Origin of the sequence: Myxococcus sp. MxC21-1 (assembly GCF_032612255.1) — a bacterium.
In the GTDB taxonomy this organism is placed as follows: domain Bacteria; phylum Myxococcota; class Myxococcia; order Myxococcales; family Myxococcaceae; genus Myxococcus; species Myxococcus virescens.
This window is the reverse complement of the sequence record NZ_CP123278.1, coordinates 1,474,402-1,493,596: the sequence shown is the minus strand read 5'-3', so window position 1 is coordinate 1,493,596 and position 19,195 is coordinate 1,474,402. Positions and strand designations below refer to the sequence as shown.

Annotated in this window: 16 protein-coding genes and 6 pseudogenes; 8 read left to right on the top strand and 14 right to left on the bottom strand. The window is 69.9% G+C overall.

Annotated features, from left to right (window positions below):
* Nucleotides 1-4 precede the first annotated feature (4 nt).
* The 5 genes and pseudogenes from QEG98_RS07090 to QEG98_RS41740 form a co-directional block, all read right to left on the bottom strand.
* Entirely contained in the window at nt 5-541 is a 537-nt protein-coding gene (locus tag QEG98_RS07090) for a DUF6484 domain-containing protein (protein ID WP_316566174.1), read from the bottom strand.
* A 19-nt stretch (nt 542-560) separates the two neighbouring features.
* Complete coding sequence (locus QEG98_RS07085; protein WP_090484727.1) at nt 561-1,025, bottom strand: DUF4150 domain-containing protein; 465 nt, start codon at nt 1,023-1,025, stop codon at nt 561-563.
* 73 nt (nt 1,026-1,098) lie between these two features.
* Nucleotides 1,099-1,503 carry a hypothetical protein gene (locus QEG98_RS07080; protein ID WP_316566173.1) on the bottom strand — a complete coding sequence of 135 codons (405 nt, stop codon included), beginning with the start codon at nt 1,501-1,503 and terminating at the stop codon, nt 1,099-1,101.
* The gene (locus tag QEG98_RS07075) at nt 1,500-2,099 is read right to left on the bottom strand and encodes a hypothetical protein (RefSeq protein WP_316566172.1); all 600 of its coding nucleotides are present in this window, start codon (nt 2,097-2,099) and stop codon (nt 1,500-1,502) included. The genes QEG98_RS07080 and QEG98_RS07075 overlap by 4 nt, the downstream gene beginning before the upstream one ends.
* A gap of 103 nt (nt 2,100-2,202) precedes the next feature.
* Nucleotides 2,203-2,981, bottom strand: a pseudogene (locus QEG98_RS41740) (pilus assembly protein N-terminal domain-containing protein).
* A gap of 54 nt (nt 2,982-3,035) precedes the next feature.
* Between QEG98_RS41740 and QEG98_RS07060 the strand changes: the two are divergent.
* A complete protein-coding gene (locus QEG98_RS07060) occupies nt 3,036-4,403 on the top strand; it encodes a hemolysin family protein (RefSeq protein ID WP_316566169.1) in 1,368 nt (455 codons plus the stop codon).
* 45 nt (nt 4,404-4,448) lie between these two features.
* On the opposite strand, the gene QEG98_RS07055 is transcribed toward QEG98_RS07060, so the two are convergent.
* From QEG98_RS07055 to glgA, 5 genes and pseudogenes are all read right to left on the bottom strand, one after another.
* Nucleotides 4,449-5,312, bottom strand: a complete 864-nt coding sequence (locus QEG98_RS07055; protein WP_316566168.1) for a hypothetical protein — start codon at nt 5,310-5,312, stop codon at nt 4,449-4,451.
* Nucleotides 5,290-5,826 (bottom strand): hypothetical protein, encoded by a 537-nt coding sequence (locus QEG98_RS07050; protein WP_316566167.1) that lies wholly within the window; start codon nt 5,824-5,826, stop codon nt 5,290-5,292. Before QEG98_RS07050 ends, QEG98_RS07055 begins: the two co-directional genes overlap by 23 nt.
* Nucleotides 5,827-5,959: 133 nt before the next feature.
* Nucleotides 5,960-6,133: a hypothetical protein gene (locus QEG98_RS07045; RefSeq protein ID WP_316566166.1), complete on the bottom strand. Its 174-nt coding sequence runs from the start codon at nt 6,131-6,133 to the stop codon at nt 5,960-5,962.
* Nucleotides 6,134-6,446: 313 nt separating this feature from the next.
* Nucleotides 6,447-7,355: pseudogene (locus tag QEG98_RS07040) on the bottom strand (serine/threonine protein kinase); the annotation flags it as partial.
* A gap of 35 nt (nt 7,356-7,390) precedes the next feature.
* Nucleotides 7,391-8,824, bottom strand: a complete 1,434-nt coding sequence (gene glgA / locus QEG98_RS07035; protein WP_316566165.1) for a glycogen synthase GlgA — start codon at nt 8,822-8,824, stop codon at nt 7,391-7,393.
* Here glgA and pdxH point away from each other — a divergent pair.
* Nucleotides 8,825-9,486, top strand: a pseudogene (gene pdxH, locus QEG98_RS07030) (pyridoxamine 5'-phosphate oxidase).
* Between the two features lie 8 nt (nt 9,487-9,494).
* Here the strand turns inward: pdxH and QEG98_RS07025 are convergent.
* Entirely contained in the window at nt 9,495-10,184 is a 690-nt protein-coding gene (locus QEG98_RS07025) for an SDR family oxidoreductase (protein ID WP_141590390.1), read from the bottom strand.
* Between the two features lie 79 nt (nt 10,185-10,263).
* Between QEG98_RS07025 and hemG the strand changes: the two are divergent.
* From hemG to QEG98_RS07000, 5 genes and pseudogenes are all read left to right on the top strand, one after another.
* Nucleotides 10,264-11,672 (top strand): annotated as a pseudogene (gene hemG, locus QEG98_RS07020) (protoporphyrinogen oxidase).
* 115 nt (nt 11,673-11,787) lie between these two features.
* Nucleotides 11,788-11,910, top strand: coding sequence for a hypothetical protein (locus tag QEG98_RS07015; protein WP_020478232.1), 123 nt, complete (start codon nt 11,788-11,790; stop codon nt 11,908-11,910).
* 31 nt (nt 11,911-11,941) lie between these two features.
* A pseudogene (locus QEG98_RS07010) lies at nt 11,942-13,001 on the top strand (sensor histidine kinase).
* A complete protein-coding gene (locus tag QEG98_RS07005) occupies nt 12,998-13,516 on the top strand; it encodes a LytR/AlgR family response regulator transcription factor (protein ID WP_316567842.1) in 519 nt (172 codons plus the stop codon). Before QEG98_RS07010 ends, QEG98_RS07005 begins: the two are co-directional and overlap by 4 nt.
* 52 nt (nt 13,517-13,568) lie before the next feature.
* Complete coding sequence (locus QEG98_RS07000; protein WP_316566164.1) at nt 13,569-13,706, top strand: LytTR family transcriptional regulator DNA-binding domain-containing protein; 138 nt, start codon at nt 13,569-13,571, stop codon at nt 13,704-13,706.
* 126 nt (nt 13,707-13,832) lie between these two features.
* On the opposite strand, the gene QEG98_RS06995 is transcribed toward QEG98_RS07000, so the two are convergent.
* The 3 genes and pseudogenes from QEG98_RS06995 to QEG98_RS06985 all read right to left on the bottom strand — a co-directional run bounded on the left by QEG98_RS06995 (nt 13,833) and on the right by QEG98_RS06985 (nt 17,799).
* Nucleotides 13,833-14,594 carry a hypothetical protein gene (locus QEG98_RS06995; RefSeq protein ID WP_316566163.1) on the bottom strand — a complete coding sequence of 254 codons (762 nt, stop codon included), beginning with the start codon at nt 14,592-14,594 and terminating at the stop codon, nt 13,833-13,835.
* A 203-nt stretch (nt 14,595-14,797) separates the two neighbouring features.
* On the bottom strand, nt 14,798-16,216 hold the full coding sequence (locus QEG98_RS06990) for a hypothetical protein (protein ID WP_316566162.1): 1,419 nt from the start codon (nt 16,214-16,216) through the stop codon (nt 14,798-14,800).
* Between the two features lie 95 nt (nt 16,217-16,311).
* Nucleotides 16,312-17,799, bottom strand: a pseudogene (locus QEG98_RS06985) (glutamate-cysteine ligase family protein).
* Between the two features lie 141 nt (nt 17,800-17,940).
* On the opposite strand from QEG98_RS06985, the gene rlmN reads away from it, so the two are divergent.
* The gene (rlmN, locus tag QEG98_RS06980; protein ID WP_316566161.1) at nt 17,941-19,020 is read left to right on the top strand and encodes a 23S rRNA (adenine(2503)-C(2))-methyltransferase RlmN; all 1,080 of its coding nucleotides are present in this window, start codon (nt 17,941-17,943) and stop codon (nt 19,018-19,020) included.
* Nucleotides 19,021-19,195 lie beyond the last annotated feature (175 nt).

Below are 19,195 nucleotides of genomic sequence, written 5' to 3'. Positions count from 1 at the left end.
CTGTCTAGTTGATCTGCGTCTTGCCGCCACGAAGGCGCAGCACCTGGCCCGCGTCGACGAGCACATGCTCACCCCGAAGCAGAATCTGACCATTGCGCCGCAGGACCAGGCTGGACCTGCCGCAGCGAAGCTCGAGCTCCTCGGTCGCGCCGTCCAGAAGCCCCTCGATGGGGACTCGCTGGCCGTTGGCGACGATGGCGACCTCTCCATCCTCGCGCTCGCCATCAGGAGCTTCGAGCATGGCATCCAGGAGGGGCGTCTCACTGCGCGGCTGGAGCAAACCGAGCACGATGGGGCACGTCGGAGCGCCCCGCTCGAAACAGAGCACCGCCTCCTGCCGCGCCTCTATCGCCCGAAGCAGCGTGGCCTCATCCACCGCGACCGCGAGCCGGGCCTCCAGCGGCCCATGGTGGTTGCCCTCGAAGTCCACCTGCACCGTGCCCATTCGCCCCCGTCCGACGACCCGGCCGATGAGGTTTCCCAGGATGGGCTCCTCCACCCGAGAAGGCGGGCGCCCGGCGTCCTGTTCGTGTGAGGCCATGGGATTTCGCCCCCTCGCGCTACATCTCTTTTTCGCAGACCAGGCAGTTGCACTTGCCCGAGCCCTGGCCGGCCGCCATCACCGGTGGCTGCATCAGCGGGAACGGAGGCGTGTTCTTGTCGTTGTGCAACATCAAGTCGAAGGCCCTCGCCACGTTCTTTCCCTCGACCTGAACGTCGAAGGAGAAGTTGACGAACTCGGCCTTGCCCTGGGTCTTGCCAGAGACCACACCGCCCCCCGCCGTTCCCGCCTCATCCCCCGTGCTGGTGCTGAAGTTGGAGTCCTTCACGCACAAGGGGTTCCCCTCTACCGCCACCGTCTTGCTGCCCTGCGCGGTATCGGCGGAGCGCGCCACGTTCGGGTACGGCAGCGGAATGGGGCCCGCCGGGCTGGGCGTCTTGCAGACATCCGGAAACGCCACGGACACGCCGTTGGAGTCCTTGGTCACCACGGACATCTTGTTGACACCGACCGTATTGGCCATGGCGCCCCCCTTCCCAGAACACAGGAGTGGGAATCATCCCCCGGTTCGATTCAGGGACTCAACCCCGACGCCCCTACTTCTTGCACGGTGACAACGTGCGCTTCGCGTACGCCAGCTCCTCCTCCGTGGGGCTGCCGTAGCGCACCGTCTTCGGCGCCGCCTTGGGCTTGCCAGCGTCGTGGACGTTGAGCACGCCCAGTTCGCGGCTGAGGACGGTGCGCAGCCCGGTGCTGTCATAGAGCGCGCCGAAGAAGGCCCCGCCGGAGCGCATCGGAAGCGGCGCCAGCGCCCCCGCCGGCCGGAGCAGCAGCGCGGTGTGGTCCTCCGTGGCCCACTCGCAGGGGTCCTTCTTCCCGTCGCGCTTCATCCACGACACCGCGATGTCGAACACGGCGCTGCCGTCATCCCACCGGCTGCTGAAAATCTCCCACTTGCGCTGGCACTCCGGGGCCTCGCACGACGCGCGCTCGGGAATCACGTCCGACAGCTCCAGGGGCAGCCCCGGCCCTCGTCGCTGGTGGAGTTGTCGTCGGCGCGGCGCAGCTTGCAGCCGGTGGGCGCGTCCTTCTGGCGCAGCGCCACCGGCGTGCCCGACAGCCGGCCCGGGGGCAGCACGTCGCAGTCCACCTGAAGCTCGGACATGAGGTACGTCTTGCGGTCCGCGTCCGTCCCCATCCGCACCGCCCACCACACCACGGGCACCGCGCGGCAGGCCGCCGAATCCGCCTTGCCGAACACCCACAAGGGCACGGACGGGTCCGGCGCGCCCAGCTTCCGGACGTCCACATCCTCTGGCACCAGCTTCACGCCAGAGCGCTCCCGCTCGCTCTCCAGGAAGAAGCGGTCCTTCGACTCCGGGATGATGGCCTGGTGCGCCAGCCAGCCGGAGCCCGTCAGCCCCACCAGGTTGCGCGCCGTGAAGGGCACCACGTCCGGGCGCTTCGGACAGCCGCGCTCGGGCTCGGCGGCCGGAAAGGTGTCCACGTCATCGAACTGCGCGGACGCCACCAGGGGCATCAGCAGCGCCAGGCTCGACACCCACGCCTGCGCGGTCAACCGGACTGCCAAACGCATCGGGCTCCTCCACGAAGAAGCGGCCGCGGCCGGCTGAGGCACGCGGGCGAAAGAGGGAGCCTCCCGTCATACCGCAAGCCCGCGACACGCCAAGCCGAAGCCCTCAGCGCTTGCGTGACTTCTTCGGCGGTGGCAGCACCTCCACCGGAATCTCACGCTCCGCCTCCACCGCGGGCGTGGCCGCGTCCGGCGTACCAGCGTCGGTAGGCTCGGGCGGCTTCACTTCCTGAATCTGGTCGTCCAGCGGCACCCGGCCCACGGAGCGGTGGAACAACTCCCACAGCGCCTTGCGGTGCACCTCCGGCGAGCCCGCGCCCGACACCACCACGCCCGCGCCGCTGTAACGAGCCTCCAGCCCCAGCGGCTTCAATCCCTCTCCCAGTGAAGTGAGCTGCTCCTGGAGGACGGGGAGCTCGAAGGTCAGCTCCAGCTCCCGGGCCACGAAGGCGTCTGTCTTCAGCAGCTCCAGCAGCGCCAACCTGCACGCGGAGTCCTTGACCGAAGCACTGAGGGAGCGCTCCGCGCCGCTCGTCGCGTTCAGGTCCGGACAGGCCTTGCGGGCCGCGGCCGGCGGGGCGCGGGGTCCTCCGGCGGCGGCGAACCCACCGTGAGGCGCCACACGGCGAAGCGGCCCCCTGCGTACAGCAGGAGCAGCGTCCGTCCCGCCTTCTGCCCAGTGAGCAACAGTTCATTGCTCCCAGGCAGCAGCTCCGCGTCCGCCACGGAGGCGTCCGCCACCTGGACCCAGTCCACGGTGTCGAGCTTGTGGAAGCGTTCCTTCCCGGGCTCCAGGGGGACGACCAGGTCCACCGGCCACGCATGTGCGAGCGCCGGGACAAGAAGGGCCAGGAGTGCTCCAACGACGTACATGCGAGCGGACATCAGGGCTCCAGCGCAGTGGTATGGACCCTTAGCACGGGATAAGAACAGGGCTCTATGCCTACCTGGACCCTCTGGGTCGCCTGCCTGGCGCTGAGTTTCGTCAGGGCCCTTGTCGCCGCTTCGGAGTCCGCGCTCTACGGCGTGTCCGACCTGCGAGCCCAGGAGCTGGCGAACACGCAGCCGGGCCGGGCGACGCGCCGGGTCCTCCGCCACAAGACGGACCGCGAGCCCGTGGCCACGGCGCTGCGCCTGGGCATGGTGCTCAGCGGCTTCCAAGCCGCGGCCATTGGCGCCTTCGTCCCGCCGCGCATGCTGGACTTCAGCCGCTACGGCGAATCCGCGTGGCTGCCGGTGGCCACCGTCGCCGCGGGCGCGCTGCTGGTGGGCGTGCTGGCCACACTCATGGAAGTCACCATGCGCGGGCTGGCCAACGGCAGCCCGGAGCGCTGGGCCCTGCGGCTGTCGGGCTTCACCTCGCTGCTGGTGACGGTGCTCTACCCGCCCATGCGCGTGGCCATGGTGGTGCTCAACCTGATGGCGCGCACCTTCGGCCGCACGCTGCGCTTCGAGCCACCGCCGCCGCCGCTGGAGGAGCTGGAGAAGCTGCTGGCCGCCCAGGCCGCGAAGAACGAGGTCGACAAGAGCGCGCCGCAGCTCATCCGCTCCATCTTCGAGCTGTCCGACAAGCGCTGCCGCGACGTCATGGTGCCGCGCACGGAGGTGGTGACGGTGGACATCACCATCACCCCGGACGAGCTGCTGCGCCTGCTGGCGGAGGAGAACCACTCCCGCATCCCCGTGTACCGGGACGACGTGGACCACGTCATCGGCGTGCTGCACGCGCGCGACATCATCCCCCTGCTCCAGCACCCCGAGCTCATCGTCCTGCAGGACATCATCCGCCCGGCGCACTTCGTGCCGTGGATGAAGCCCATTGGCGACCTGCTCCGGGACATGCAGAAGCAGAAGATCCACATGGCCATCGTCGTCGACGAGTACGGCGGCTTCATGGGTGTGGTGACGCTGGAGGACATCCTCCGCGAAATCGTCGGCGACATCGGCGACGAGTTCGAAGTGGAGGAGAAGCAGGTGGAGAAGCTGGCGGACGGCAGCTTCCTGGTGGACGCCGCGCTGGAGGTGGACGCCTTCACGCAGACGTTCGGCTTCCCCCTGCCCGAAGGCGACTTCGACACGCTGGGCGGCTTCCTCTCCTCCATGGCGGGCCACCTGCCTGACGTGGGCGAGCGCTTCGCCTACAGCGGCTGGCAGTTCGTCGTGGCGTCCAAGGAAGGCCCCCGCATCGACCGGGTGCGAATGTCGCGCGTGAAGTCTGGCCTCACCAAGGACGGCAAGGCCACGGAGTCCCGCGACGGGCTGGTGCGCGAGCACGGCCGCGAGGAACAGGCCTCCGCGAAGAGCTGAGGCCCCGAGCGGCACCGGCCCCGCTCCGGGGCCGGCCTTCACCCACTACTGGGACCAGTAGCACTCCAGCGTCTCTCGCGCGGACTTGCCAATCAGTTCGCAGTTCTCGAAGCGGGCGCGCTCGCTGCCCCCGAGCTGCTGCCCGTAGCGGTCCGCGAAGCGCCGGAAGTAGGCATCCGGAAGCGCCTTGGAATCGAGCCGGAATTCCGCCGGTGGGGCGCGCTCGAGTTCCAGCCGGAAGGCAATGCCCCGCCCGGCGACGAGCCGGCGGATGCTGGCCTCATCGGTGATGGCCTGCTCCACCAGTTCGTTGAGCGGCTGCCCCAGCGACACGGTGCCGTCCTCGCCGGTGCGCCCGGTGCGCCGCGCGGCGCCCAGGGAGACGCTCCAATGCAACGGGCCCTCGAGCGCGAAGGTCCGCTCATCACAGCGCTGGGAGCGCTCCTCTTCGACCTCGCCAGTGACGACCTCCTCCTGGCTGACGTCCTCGTCGGTGAGCGCCGTCACCAACGGGTAGATGGAGGCGAGCGCCAGCACCACGCCGAGCGTCATGGTGATGTCGACGTCGTCATCGGACGAGCCGTCGGACATCGCCATCAAGACGCCGCCACCTCCGAGCATCGCGAGCCCACCGAGCAACGAGCCCATGGGCGGGCTGGTCGTCGTGTCGATGCGCTTCTTGCTGAACTCGGTGGAAATCTCGGTGCAGGTGGTGCGCTTCACCGCGACGCGGCCCACGTAGGACGCATCCACGACGCTCTCCAGCGTGTCGCGGTGGGTCTCTCCCAGGGACGCCTCTCGCAGGCGCTCGCCGCGCACGTACTCGGATGTCGTGCTGCAACCCGCCTGGGAGAAGAGCAACGCCGCCAGCCCCGCGGCCCCGAACCTAGAAGAGCCGGTTGCGCGCATCTTCCATCGCCCCACAAAGCCGCGAGTAGTGTTCGAGCGCCCGCTCCAGCCGCAGGCTCTTGTCGACGTCCGTCTGCCGCCCGGGGACGAAGTCCCGCACCGACGTCACGGAGAGGTCCACATAAGGCAGGCTCTGGAACTTGCCGGTGGGCTCTGCGCAGTAGCGGTTCTCCGCGCTGCACTTGCGGAACATGGAGTACGTCCCGCTGTGCTTCTCCTTCACACGAAGCCGGAGCGTCGCATCGTTTCCGCCGTTGAGCCGGATGACCTCGATGGGCAGCAGCAAGCCGCGCAGGTCGACGATCTCCGTCCGCTCACGGGGCTTGTCCAGCACCATGATGCGGCAGTCCTTCACCGTGACGTGCACCTCCGAGTCGTTCCACGCCTCGATGTGCTCGCGCAGCCACGCCTCCGTCTGCGCCTTCGTTGGGTCGACCTTGCGCGAAGGAGCCGGAGGCTCAGGGGGAGGCGACTTCTCCGCGGCCAACACGCTGGTGGAGCCCAGCAACGCCAAGGAGAGGGGAAACATACATTGTCGGAAAAGCGACATGGCCAGCACGCTGGCACGTCACACCTGCCGCCGGCAACGGACAACTACCATGGCACCGCATGGGTAGCGTCCACCCCACGCGTGAGCGGCGGCGGCCTCAGTCCCCGTCCAGCGGCGGCACCCAGGCCAGCGGCAGCACGCGCTCGGACTTGAAGGGCGCGCGCCGCTCGGTGCCGCCGAAGCGCAGCACCACCCCGCCCTCCACCTGCACCCGCCGGGGCACCGGCTCCGGCCCGCCCGTGGCGCGCGCGCTGGCCAGCGGGAAGAGCACGCGCAGCGGGCGCTCCCATCCGCCGCCAGGGGCGCCGCCACCTGCTGCGTACCCACCGCCACGCGGCGCCCATCCACCCGCAACGTGAAGTCCACCGCGGCCAGCGTGGCCGCGTCCGAAGCGGGGTTCGTCACCGCCGGTCCAGGTCCAGGACGCCGGTGCCGTCCTGCCGGAAGTCCACCTGGAAGCCCACCACGCGCACCGCGTCTTCATAGGCCCGCGGCCGGAAGGGCACCGAGCCCAGACACCCGGACACGGCGAGCCCGCCTCCCAGCAGCCCCAGGATGACGGCGCGGCGCGAGCGCATCTCAGCCCCCAGCAGCGGCTGGAGCGCCTCCACCGTCAGCGGCCAGCCCGCGCGGCGGGACAGGGACTCCAGCGCCTTGATGAACTCCGCCGCCGTCTGGAAGCGCCGCGCCCGGTCCGCGAACAGCGCCTTGCGCGCCACCTGCACCGCGTAGTCCGGCAGCTCCGGAGAGGACGTCAGCAGCGGCACGCGTGCGTCGCGCACCTTGTGCATCAGCTCCGCCTCGTGCTCCCCGGCGAAGAGGCGGCGGCCGGACCACAGCTCCCAGAGGATGATGCCCACCGCGTACAGGTCCGTGCGCGCGTCCACCGGCAGGCCCAGCACCTGCTCCGGGCTCATGTAGGGCAGCGTGCCGCGCAGCGCGCCGGAGTCGCCGCGCATCAGCCCCTCCACCTCCGCCACGCCGAAGTCGGTGAGCTTCACGTCGCCGTTGATGCCCAGCAGCAGGTTGGCCGGGTTCACGTCGCGGTGGACGATGGTGGCGCCGTTCTCCCCCACCTTGGCCCGGTGGATGTAGTCCAGCGCCTTGAGCAGACACCAGGCGATGTAGCAGGCGGACTCGGGCGGCATCGCCGCGCCGGCCTTCACCAGCAGCTCCTGCATGTAGCCCAGCGTCCGGCCACTCACGAGCTCCTGCACCATCAGGTAGTCCGGCCCCGCCTTGAACAGGCGGTAGGTGCGGACGATGTTCGGATGGCGCAGGCGGACCGTCAGCTTCGCCTCGTCAACGAAGGCTTTGACGTAGGCAGTGTCGCTGCGAAACGACGGGTGCAGCCGCTTGATGACAATCTCGTCCGGTTCACCCGGTGAGCGCTGCGTGGTGACCCGGGCTCGCGCCTGGTACACCTCCGCCATGCCGCCCACCGCCAACCGGCCGACCACCTCGTAACCACCCAGGTCCGGAGCATCCGCCACGGCACAACATTACTGCGAATTTCCGTCCGCACCCACTATTCCGCCACCAGGTCGTGGAAGAGCGCCTCGTAGCGGCGGCCGGACGCCCCCCAGGAGAAGTCCTTCTCCATGCCCCGGCGGCGGAACTCATCCAGGCGCGACGGGTCCGCGTAGAGGGCCAGGGCGCGGCGGATGGCCGCCAGCAGGGCGGACTTGTGGAAGGCCTCGAAGAGGATGCCGTTTCCGTCCAGCCCTCCCTCCACCGTGTCCACCAGCCCGCCGGTGGCCCGGACGATGGGCACCGTGCCGTAGCGCAGCGAATACATCTGGTTCAGGCCGCACGGCTCGTAGCGACTGGGCATGAGGAAGAAGTCCGCCCCCGCCTCCACCAGGTGGGAGAGCCCGGGGTCGAAGCCGATGTGCACGCCCACCTGCTTCGGGTAACGGGACTGCAACGCGAGCAGCCCTTCCTCCAGGGGCCCTTCGCCACTGCCCACGCCGACGACGCGGATGTCCGCGTGGAGCGCGGCCGGCAGGGCCTCCAGCAGCAGGTCCATGCCCTTCTGCCACGCCAGCCGGCTGACGAAGCCGAACACCGGCGCGGGGCCGTCCTCCAGTCCGAAGCGGGCCAGCAGTTCGCGCTTGCACACGGCCTTGCCGGACAGGTCCTTCAGTCCGTAGCGGGCCGGGAGGAAGGTGTCGTCCTCCGGGTTCCACTCGTGCGTGTCCACGCCGTTGAGGATGCCGTGGAGCCGGTGCGCGCGGTGGCGCAGCAGGCCGTCCAGCCCGTAGCCCTGCTCCGGCGTCTGGATTTCCCGCGCGTAGGTGGGGGACACGGTGGTGAGCGCGTCGGAGAAGACGAGCCCCGCCTTCAGGAAGTTCACCGTGTCGTGGAACTCCAGCCCGTCATGGGCGGTGAACAAGTCCCAGGGCAGTGCCAGGTCCCCCATCACGTCCTTGGGGAACTGCCCCTGGTAGGCCAGGTTGTGGATGGTGAAGACGCTCTTCGCGTGCGCCAGCGGCCCCGTCTGGAAGCCGCGCCGCAGCGCCACCGGCACCAGCCCCGTCTGCCAGTCGTTGGCGTGGATGATGTCCGGGATGAAGCGCAGCCGCTGCGCCGCCTGGAGCGCGCCCACGCTGAGATAGGCGAAGCGCCGGTGGTTGTCGGCGAAGGCGCCCCCCGCGTCTCCGTAGAGGCCGTGGCGGTTGCCGAAGAGGAACGCGTTCTCCAGGAAGAGCACCTCCAGGCGCTCGGACACGCGGGCGGAGAGGATGGGGCCCGACAGCTCGCCGAAGGGGAAGCGCAGCAGCAGGGACTGGCCCGTGGGCTCCAGCCGCTCCGCGCCTCGCAGGTCCCGGTAGCGCGGGGTGATGACCTTGACGTCATGGCCCAGCGAGGCAAGCGCGGCGGGGAGAGCCCCGGCCACGTCCCCCAGGCCCCCCGTCTTGGAGAACGGGGCCACCTCCGAGGAGATGAAGAGGACATTCATGTGCGCACATTGACGTGTGTGCCGGATGAGTCAACCGCGAAGGTGCACACCTGCCGCGCGCCCCTTATGTTGCACCGCGTGATGATTCCTCCAGACCCCATCCAGCGCTTCGCGCAGCTCTTCGAGCGCGCGAAGCAGGCCATCGCGGTGGACCCCAACGCCATGGTGGTCGCCACCGTGGGGGATGACGGGCGCCCCAGCGCGCGCGTCGTCCTGCTCAAGGACTTCGATGCGCGCGGCTTCGTGTTCTACACGAACCACGAAAGCCGGAAGGGCCGCGAGGCCCGCGCGCATCCCTACGCGGCGCTCTGCTTCTACTGGCAGCCCTTGAGTGAACAGGTGCGCGTGGAAGGCCGCGTGGAGCGCGTCACGGACGCGGAGGCGGACGCCTATTTCCAGAGCCGCGTCCGCGGCAGCCGGTGGGCGCGTGGGCCAGCCTGCAGAGCCAGCCGCTGGCGACTCGCGCGGAGCTGGAGGCCCGCGTGGCGGAGGTGGAGCAGAAGTACGCCGGCCAGCCCGTGCCGCGCCCACCGCACTGGTCCGGCTTCCGCGTGGTGCCGGACCGCATCGAGTTCTGGCACGCCCAGGAGAGCCGGCTCCATGACAGGCACGTCTACCTGCGCGAGGACGGCGGCTGGCGCACGCAGATGCTCTACCCATGAGGGCACGGCTACCAGGGCACTTCGGTCCCCTGGTAGTCGAAGAACCGGCCGCTGTGCTCCGGGTTCAGCCCGTCGATGACTCGCAGCATGCCGCGCACCGAATCCGGCGCCGGCAGCGTGGCGTCCGGGCCGCCCATGTCCGTCTGCACCCAACCGGGGTGGAGCAGCACGGTGACGAAGCCCTCCGGGCGCAGGTCCGTGGACATGGAGCGCACGGCCATGTTCAGCGCGGCCTTCGACATGCGGTACGCATAGGCCCCGCCGTCGGTGTTCGCCGCCAACGAGCCCATCCGCGAGGTGACGTGCGCCACCCGCCGCAAGGCGCCTTGCCGCAAGCCCGGAAGCATCGCGCTGGTGACACGCAGCGGCCCCAGGGCGTTGATGGTGAACGTGCGCGCCATGTCCGCGTAGTCCACGTCACCCAACGCACACCACAAGCCGGAGACACCGGCGTTGTTGATGAGCACGTCCACGGGGCCGGTACACACGTTGGTGGCGAACGCGCGCACGCTGGCGTCGTCTCCCACGTCCAACGCATGGATGCGCAGGCGGTTGCCCGCCTTCTGTTTCAATGGCTCCAGCCGCCGTGCTCCCTCTGGCGACCTGACCCCGGCTTCGACGGTATCGCCCCGCAGCAGGAGCTGCTGGACGAATTCGAAACCAATCCCCCTGCTCGCTCCGGTGATGACGTAGCGCATGCATGGCATTAACGCGCTGAATGCCTTCCGCTGGCAAAACACGCGCGTTGACGACCGGGGAGTGCACGCTGGTAATCGCATGCACCACATGCAGAGGACACATCGGATGAATGTCGCCGTCGTGGGAGGTGGGATTTCGGGGTTGGCCATCGCGCACGGTTTGCGTTCGCGCGGTACGGCTGCCGTGCTCCTGGAGACATCCGCACGTCTTGGAGGCGCGGTGGGCACGCATGCGCGGGCTGGCTACCTGGTGGAGCAGGGCCCCAACAGCTTCCTGGACCGCGAGCCCGCGACGCGAGAACTCGCGGCGGCGCTGAACCTGGAAGGTCGAATCCGGGTCGCCGACCCTTCAGCGAAGCGTCGCTATGTCTACACGCGAGGCCGACTCCGGTCGGTGCCGGCTTCGCCTCCGGCGTTTCTGGCTTCGGACATTCTTCCGCTGGGCGCGCGGCTGCGGGTCGCCGGCGAGCTGTTCTCCCGCCGCGCGCCGGAAGGCACGGACGAATCACTGGCCGCGTTCGGCCGCCGCCACCTGGGCCGCGCGGCGACGCGGGTGCTGCTGGACGCGGTGCAGACGGGCATCTACGCCGGTGACGTGGAGCAGCTCAGCGTCGAGGCCACCTTCCCGATGCTGGTGAAGCTGGAGCGCGAGCACCGCAGCCTCATCCTGGGCGCCATCCGCGCGAAGAAGACTCAACGCCAGGCGCTGCCCGCGGGGGCGCGCCGAAGCTGTCAGGCGCGCTGAGCACGTTCGACGGCGGCCTCCAGGTGCTCATCGACGCGCTGGCCGCATCGCTGGGTGACACAGCGCACGTGAGCGCACGGGTGGAAGGCCTGACGCGCGTGGATGGCGGATGGAAGCTCGCCGTCGAGGAACATGGACGCCGCGCGGAGCTGACCGCGAACCACGTGGTGCTGGCGGTTCCCGCGTTTGTCGCCGCGCAGCTGCTGCGCCCCCTGGATGATGCGCTAGCGGAGCAGGTGTCCCGAATCGAGTACGCGCCCATCGCGGTGGTGCACCTGGGCTTCGACGTGGGCACGCTTCCGGCACCGGACGGCTTCGGCTTCCTGGTGCCCTTCGAGGAGAAGCGGCGGCTCCTGGGCGCCATCCACGCGTCCACCACCTTCCCCTTCCGTGTCGAGGGCGGCCGCGTGCTCTACACCTGCATGGTGGGCGGCGCGCGTCAGCCGGACCTGGTGAAGCGGGACGAAGCAGCGCTCGCGGCGCTGGCGATTGAGGAGCTGCAGTCCCTGACGGGCGTTACGGCCCGGCCCACCTTCACGGAGGTCTTCCGCTGGCAGCGGGGCATCCCCCAGTACAACGTGGGGCACCTGGCGCGGATGGCGGGCATCGACGCGGCGCTCCAGCGCTGGCCCGGGCTGCACCTGGCGGGCAACGCCTACAAAGGCATTGGCCTCAACGACTGCATCCGTAACGCGGCGCGGCTCGCGACTGCCCTCGCGGACGAGGAAAGCGTTCGGAAATAGCGACTGCGACCGCTCGTTGTCAGGGAGCGACCGCTCGGGCCGGAGGCGTCAGCGTAGACCAGGAAGACGCGTCAGACTGGCAGTGCATGCTTGTCGGAGTCAGGAGCCCCCCGCCATGTTCGCCCTCCCCTCCCCCGTCCTCGTCGTCGCCGCCATCGTCCTCTTCCCCGTCGTCCTCGCCGGCAGCATGCTGCTGGACGCCTTCGAGACGGAGCTGGAGGAGCGCCCGGCGCAGTGACGCGGCCGGCGGTGTAGGCTCCCGCTGGCGCATGCTGGGAACATCGGAAGGCTCCATCGTCCGCGCCACCCTGCGGGCCCTCGTGGAGCCCCGACGGCTGCTGCCCATCCTCGTCGTCTCCGTCGCGCTGATTACCGCGCAGGTGCGCTTCAGCCACGCGCCCCTCTGGGCCGCGTTCGGGCTGGGCCTCCTGATGTGCCTGCTCTTCATCGCGGTGGCGCCTGTCTCCTACCGCGTTCTCTTCCCGGAAGGCCTGGACCTCAGCCATGGCGGCATCCGGCTCCTGCTCTACGCCACCGTGGGCAGCGGCGTGGTGCTCACCTCCGGCTTCGTGCTGCCGAAGCTCCTGGGCATGGGGCCCACCTTCCTCACGCAGCCCACCAACCTCGCGGTGTGCGGCGCGCTCTTCCTCGTGGGGGGCTGGGGCCTGGGCCGTGACATCGGCTTCGAGGAGAGCCTCACCCGCGAGCGCGCCCGCGCCGCCCGCTTCGCGCTGGAGGCCGAGCAGGCCCAGCTCCTCGCGCTGCGCAGCCACCTGGACCCGCACTTCCTCTTCAACACGCTCAACGCCATCGCGGAGTGGTGCCGTGAGGACGGCGCCGTCGCGGAGACCGCCGTGCTGAGGCTGTCCACCATGCTCCGCTCCGTGCTCGCGGGCGTGCGCAGCGCCACCGGCCCCTGACCCAGGAGCTGGAGCTCATCCGCACGCTCTTCGACCTGCACCTGCTCCGCGACCCGGACCTCTTCCAGCTCACGCTGAACATCCCCGCCGGCATGGAGGAGATTCCCGTCCCGCCGCTCGTGCTGCTCCCCTGGCGGAGAACGCGGTGAAACATGGCCCCGCCGCGGGCCACCGCGGCCCTCTGTCCCTGGACGTCACCGCGCGGGGCCACGAGGTGGAGGTCGCCATCGAGAACCCGGGCCCCTCCCGAGGGCCGCGTGAGGGCAGCGCTGGCCTGCCCACCGTGGAGCGCCGCCTCGCCCTGTCCTATGGCGGCGCCGCGCGCCTCGTGCTCGACAGCGGCGAAGTGCGCACCCGTGTCACCGTCACCCTGCCCCGCGCGGGCCCCCAACCTGGAGTCCTCACCTGAGCGCCCCACTTCGCGTCCTCATCGTCGATGACGAACTGCTCGCCCGAAAGCGCCTGACGCGGCTGCTCGCGGCGCTCCCGGACACGGAGGTCTGCGGCGAGGCCTCGGACGCGGATGGCGTCCTTTCCGCCGTGCGCGCGGGCGGCGTGGACGTGGTGCTGCTGGACATCCACATGCCCGGCCTCAGCGGCCTGGATGCCCTGGCCCTGCTGCCGGAAGGCGGCCCGCGCGTCATCCTCTGCACCGCCCACGCCGAGCACGCCGTGCAGGCCTTTGAACATGGCGCGGTGGACTACGTGCTCAAGCCCGTGGAGCCCGCGCGCCTTCAGAAGGCCCTGGAACGCGCACGCGCACGCGGTCCGGCCACATCATCCACGGGCACGGTCAGCAACCCACCGAAGCCACCGGCACGCCCGTCCGCGGCCTGGGCCGCCTGCCCATTCCCACGCGGCAGGGCATCGTCCTGGTGGATCCCGAAGCCATCTCCCACGCATCGCTGGAGGACGAGCTGGTGACCGTGTTCACCACGCAGGAGACTTCCTCACCGACTTCACCCTCAACGAGCTGGTGGAGAAGCTGCCGTCCGAGCACTTCCACCGCGTCCACCGCCGCGCGTTGCTCAACCTCACGCACGTGGCGCGACTGGAGCCGCTGGACACAGGTGGCTACCGGCGCGCACGCTGCGAGGCCACGCGGTGGAGGTGAGCCGTCAGTCCGCGCGCGAGCTGCGGCGCATGTTGGGCCTGCGTCGCGGCGCCGAGGACGAGGGCTGAAGAAAGACAAAGGCCCGCGCTCCGATGCATCCGCGCGGGCCCGACTGCGGGTGACGACCTACCTCACGCGCACTTCGACGCTGATGACCTGGCCACCCTCGTTGCGCGAGAAGACGACGGTGCCGCGCTCCGTCCAGACCGGCCCGAAGCCCGTGCCCAGGCTGTAGGCCGTGGCGACGTCGTAGTTCCTGTCGAAGGTGATGACGCGCACCTCGCCGTCCTCGCCCGGCCGCAGGCTGGTCGTCGTGTAGACGATGATGCGCCGGTCCGCATCCCACTCCACGGTGCCGCCCAGCGCGGGGTTGGGGATGTAGGCCGAGCTGAGCTGCGAGGTGCCCACGTTCGTCAGCTGCTTCAGGTCCTTGCCGTTCTCCTTCACGAGCCACAGCGAGGGCACGCCCGAGCGCCGCGTGGACTGGAACAGCACGTTGCGCCCATCCGGCGTCCACACGGGCTCGCTGTCATCGAAGCCCTGCGTCACTCGGACCGACTTGCCCGAGTTCGCGTTGAGCACGTACAGCTCCGAGCTCCGCACCACGTCGCCCTCGCGGTATCCATCCGGCAGCTTCGCATACGCCACGCGGCTGCCATCCAGGGACACCTCGGGCGCACCGGTGCGCTCCGCCACCAGGTGCGAATCGCCCTGGTGGTCCATGCGAATGAGCTGAAGCGAGGTCGTCTGATACACGATGATGCGCCGGTCGGCGGACTCGGACGACGGCTCCACCAACGACTGGGACGCCACGCCAGGGGACTCGGCGTCCGCGAGCGCCTCCGCCTCCGCCCCACCGCACGCGGCGAGCAGCAGCGAAGAAGCCATCCACATCGCAAGGTTCCTACGGGGACTACGGCAGCGGACGTCAGTCGGATGCATACGGTCCTCTGGGTGGAATCCACCTACCAGCGCGGGGTTGACAGGTTTTACAGTCCGCGCTCACGGGTATTCCAGGTCAGAACACCATAACAACCCGGACCGTCATAAATGCTACCCGCCGACTGGACGCGACACCGCCCCACACCGCGTCACGGTGACGCGAAAAGTGCGGGAACCTGGGTCGCATCCGCGCCAAGGATGTCTGAGAGGACCCGGGACGCCTGAATGGGGACGGCGATGCCCGCGCGCGCGCACCGCGCGGCTTCGTCCAAGGTGAGCGAAGGCGTGGAACAGTAGGACTCACGCCAGTGCTCGGCGAGCTGCCGGGAGAAGGCCACGCGCAGGGCCTCCACCTTCGCCTCGAGCCAGGCTTCGGCCAGGGTGAAGTTCGGCCGCTGGGGCCGCACGTTGCCTTCCCTGAAGGTGACGTCGTGCTCGTGGCCGGACTCGGAGAGCTGGTCCTGCAACGTCACGGTGAAGGGCCCGCGCCGGGCGTCCAACACCACGGACGAAGCCACCGCGACGTGGTGCGCCTGCGACAGCCGCAGCGCGTGGTACTCGAAGGTCCTGGGGACGTCGCGGTACCGCGTGACGGGCACGGAGTAGGTGTGCGTGTGCTTGGTGTACTTCGTCACCTTGCGCGTCTTCGTCTTGCCCTTCGAGTCGGTGTACTCCTCCTCCGCCTCGTAGGGCTCCTCGATGGTCTCCGTGCGGTCCTCGTGGTCCGTGTACGGCACGCTCTCCGTCCACGGCGCGGTCAACTCCACGGGGTGGCTGTCGCGCTGGGTGACGAAGCGTCCCTCCAGGCTGAACACCGGCCGCGCCGAGCCTCCCGGCGCGAACCAGGGCGAGGACTCGAAAGCCTGGGTGAGCCGGGCCTCCAACTGCGCCTGTTGTGCCTCGTCCAGGCCCTCCACGGTGCCCGTCCAGGAAGGCGGGCCGAACAGCTCGGGCGCCGTCGCTGGGCGCGGCGCGTACTCCCGCCAGTGGCCGCAGTAGCGGAACACCAGCTCGCGCCAGTGCGGGCTGTCATCCGTGCTGGTGTCCCGCAGCCGCTGGCAGGACGTCTTGCCACTCTGGAGCACCAGCCACTCCATGTCGCGGGAGATGAGGGCCAGCTCGCGGTGCGCCAGCAGCGGCTGCTTGCGCCGCAATGTCTGCTCCGCCGTGAGCGCGTGTCCCTGGCGCGCGGGGTTGCCGACGAGCCGCTGGAGATGACGGCGTGTGCCATCCACCTCCTCGCGCAGGGAGCTCTCCAGGCCGCCATTCAGCTTCGAGTTCCATGCCGTCCGGTGGTTCAGGAAGCGCAGGAGCCACGCCTCCGCTTCTTCGTCATCCCCTTCCAGGCGCGCCTCCCGCGCGTTGCTCAGCAACTGCGCCAGGGCGCGCGAGCGCAGGCCCTCGCGCGCCAGGAGGAGCTCCTGGTCATAGGGGCTCTGCCGGATGAGGTCGTCGTAGATGGCCGCGGCCTCCACGAACATGCCCTTTTGGGCCAAGGAGTCCGCGCGGCCGCGCAGGGTGGTACAGGCACACAGGACCAACAAGGAGACGAGGAGGAGCCGGGCCATGGTCACGAAAGCGCGAGTCGCGTGCGTCCGGTGACGGACGAGGCGGCGGGATATTCACGGCGCGCAGCGCTTTACCGCACACCCCGGGCGACAGGCTACTCGACCGGCCATGTATGGACAGGCGCTCCGGATTCGGAGCGCTGGAGGTAGCGCTCCAGCATCGCCGCCAGGGCGTCCTGCCGGGGCATTTGCGACTCCAGCCGCGCCAGCATCTGCCGCTGCCATGCCGCGCCCGTCTGTCGCAGCGCGACGCGCTGTTCGATGATGCCCAGCAGCGTGTCCGCCTCCTCCGCGTCCACGCCCGCGCGAACCAGGCCCTCCCGGGCTTCGGGGAGCAGCCGCTTCACCAGCTCCGTCGCCGCCATCGGCTGCGGACTGGGCGCCGTGGAGGAGGGCCACAGCAGCTCCGCGTCCAGGCCCTGCCGCGCGGCGCGGATGAAGTTGCCGTACGCGTGGACGAAGGGCAGCGCGGGCAGCAGCGCATCCACGCGCTCGGCCAGCGCCAACGTGAGGCCCAGCAGGAAGGCGCCGTTGGCCATCATGTCCACCACCGTGGGCCCGGCGGGCAGGGCGCGGAACTCGATGCGCAGGTGGCCTCCGTCCTTCGGGTCGTAGATGGCGCGGTTCCAGCTCCACACCGTGCTCTGGTGCAAGCGCAGCTCCTCCAGGCCCGGCACCTCGCCCGCCGCCACGCGCTCGCGGAGGGCTCGTCGCCCGACACCGGCAACAGCGGTGGATGCAGCGCCACCGCCTCGGCGAACAACTCGTAGGCGCCCTCGCGCACCCAGCCATGGCCGAACGACACGCGCGCGTGGGGCTGAAAGCCGCCTTCTCCGGGCTCGCCCCGGTCGTCCACCGCTTGCCGGAACAGGGCCACGCGCGTCTCGTCCCACAGCTTCCGTCCCAGGAAGAGCGGCGAGTTGCCCGCCGCCGCCAGCACCGGCGCCGTGGCGAGCTGCGCCGCGTTGTACATGCGCGCGAAGTCACCCGGCGCCACGCGCAGGTGGTACTGGAGCGACGTGTTCGCGCCCTCCAGCGTCACGTCCTTCCAGGTGAGCGACAGCGCCTCCTCCTCCCCCGAATCGATACATGGAACGGCGCGGACCGGCGCTGACGGATGGCGGTGGACATGGCGCGATAGCGCGGCTCGCTCGTGAGCGCGCCGCTGCCCAAGTCCGCCTCGCGCAAGGTGGGGAGGATGCCGATGACGGCCACGCGCGCGCCCAGCGTGGACGCGGCCCGGCGCACCGCGGCCACCGCGCTCTCCACCTCCTGGCGCAGCGCACGGAAGGCTCTGCCGGCCAGCGGGCACGGACGCAGGTTCACCTCCAGGTTGAAGGCATCCAGCTCCAGCGTCACGCGGGGTCTTCCGCGCGCGCCAGCACCGCTCGGTTCACCGGCAGTGGGAAGCCCAGGCGATCCACGAGGTACAGCTCCAGCTCCGCGCCCACGGTCGGCGCGCCCACGCCGAACCCCGGACGCGCCAGGAGTGCCCGCAGCGCCTCCAGGCTCTCCGCCAGCCGCCGGGAGAAGCGCTCGTGGTCCTCCGGACGGAACTCCTCCTGATGGATGGCCATCCCCATGAAGGTTCAAGGTAGGCATGGCCGCCTGCCCGGCCACCCGGTACCTGCCAGGCCGCCCCGCAGGGCAGGGTCAATGTCCACGAATGGCAACGGGCACGGGTAGGTACGCCCGCGCCCGGTGTGTTATCTCGGGGCCTGGTCATGCCGTCCGACACGTCCGCCAACCTGTACGATTTGACGCGGCCCGCGCTGGGGGCGCTGCTCTCCGGTTGGGGCTTCGGCCCCTACCACCGCGACCAGCTCTGGACCGCGCTGTACCGCCGGCACGCGACCACTTTCGACGAACTGGACGGCCTCAAGCCGGAGCTGCTGCGCATGCTGCGCGAGCACACGCGCCTGGGCCAGCTGGCCACCCATCACGAGTCCTTCAGCAGCGACGGCCTCACGCACAAGCTGCTGCTGCGCCTGGACGACGGGCAGACCATTGAAACCGTGCTGATGCGGTTCAAGGGCCGCGCCACGGTGTGCATCAGCACGCAGGCCGGCTGCGCCATGGGCTGCGTCTTCTGCGCCACTGGGCAGATGGGGCTCTCACGCCACCTGACGCCCGGCGAAATCGTGGGGCAGATACTCCACGTCAACCGCATCCTGCGCGCCTCCGGTGAGACGCTGCGCAACGTCGTCCTCATGGGCATGGGCGAGCCGCTCCACAACTACGAGCACACGATGTCCGCGGTGGACGTGCTGGTGGATGCGCTGGGGCTCGCCATGGGCCCACGCTTCATCACGCTCAGCACGGTGGGCGTCGTGCCCGGCATCCGGCGGCTCGCGGATGAAGAGCGCCCCATCCACCTGGCCGTCAGCCTCCATGGCGCCACCGACGCCGAACGCGCGGCGCTGGTCCCCGCTGGACGCCGCTGGCCCCTCGACGAGCTGATGGACGCGTGCCGCTACTACAGCGAGAAGCGCAAGCGCCGCATCTTCTTCGAGTGGACGCTCATCTCCGGCCGCAACGACACCGCCGAGCACGCGCACACGCTGGGTCAGCTGCTGCGCGGCATGGACGCGCACGTCAACGTCATCCCCCTCAACCCCACGGTGGGTTACGACGGCGGCCCCAGCCGTCCGGAGTCCGTGCGCGCCTTCCAGGACGTGCTCGCCTCCTACGATGTGCCCAGCACGGTGCGTCAGCGCCGGGGCATCGACATCGACGCGGGCTGTGGCCAGCTCAAGGCCACCGTGGAACGACGTTCACGCCGTTCACTTCCCACCAGCGCCTGACGTATTCCTGAAGGTCCCAAGCCTGCTGTCCGCCCAGGCCCCGGGTACGAGCGCACTGTCTCGAACGTCGAAGCGCCCGAGCGCCGCGCGAGGAGAGCTCACGCTCGCATGCCCGCCACACCGCGGGCCCTTCGCGCGAAGCGCACGCGCCATGACGCGAAGGTCCATCCGTCAG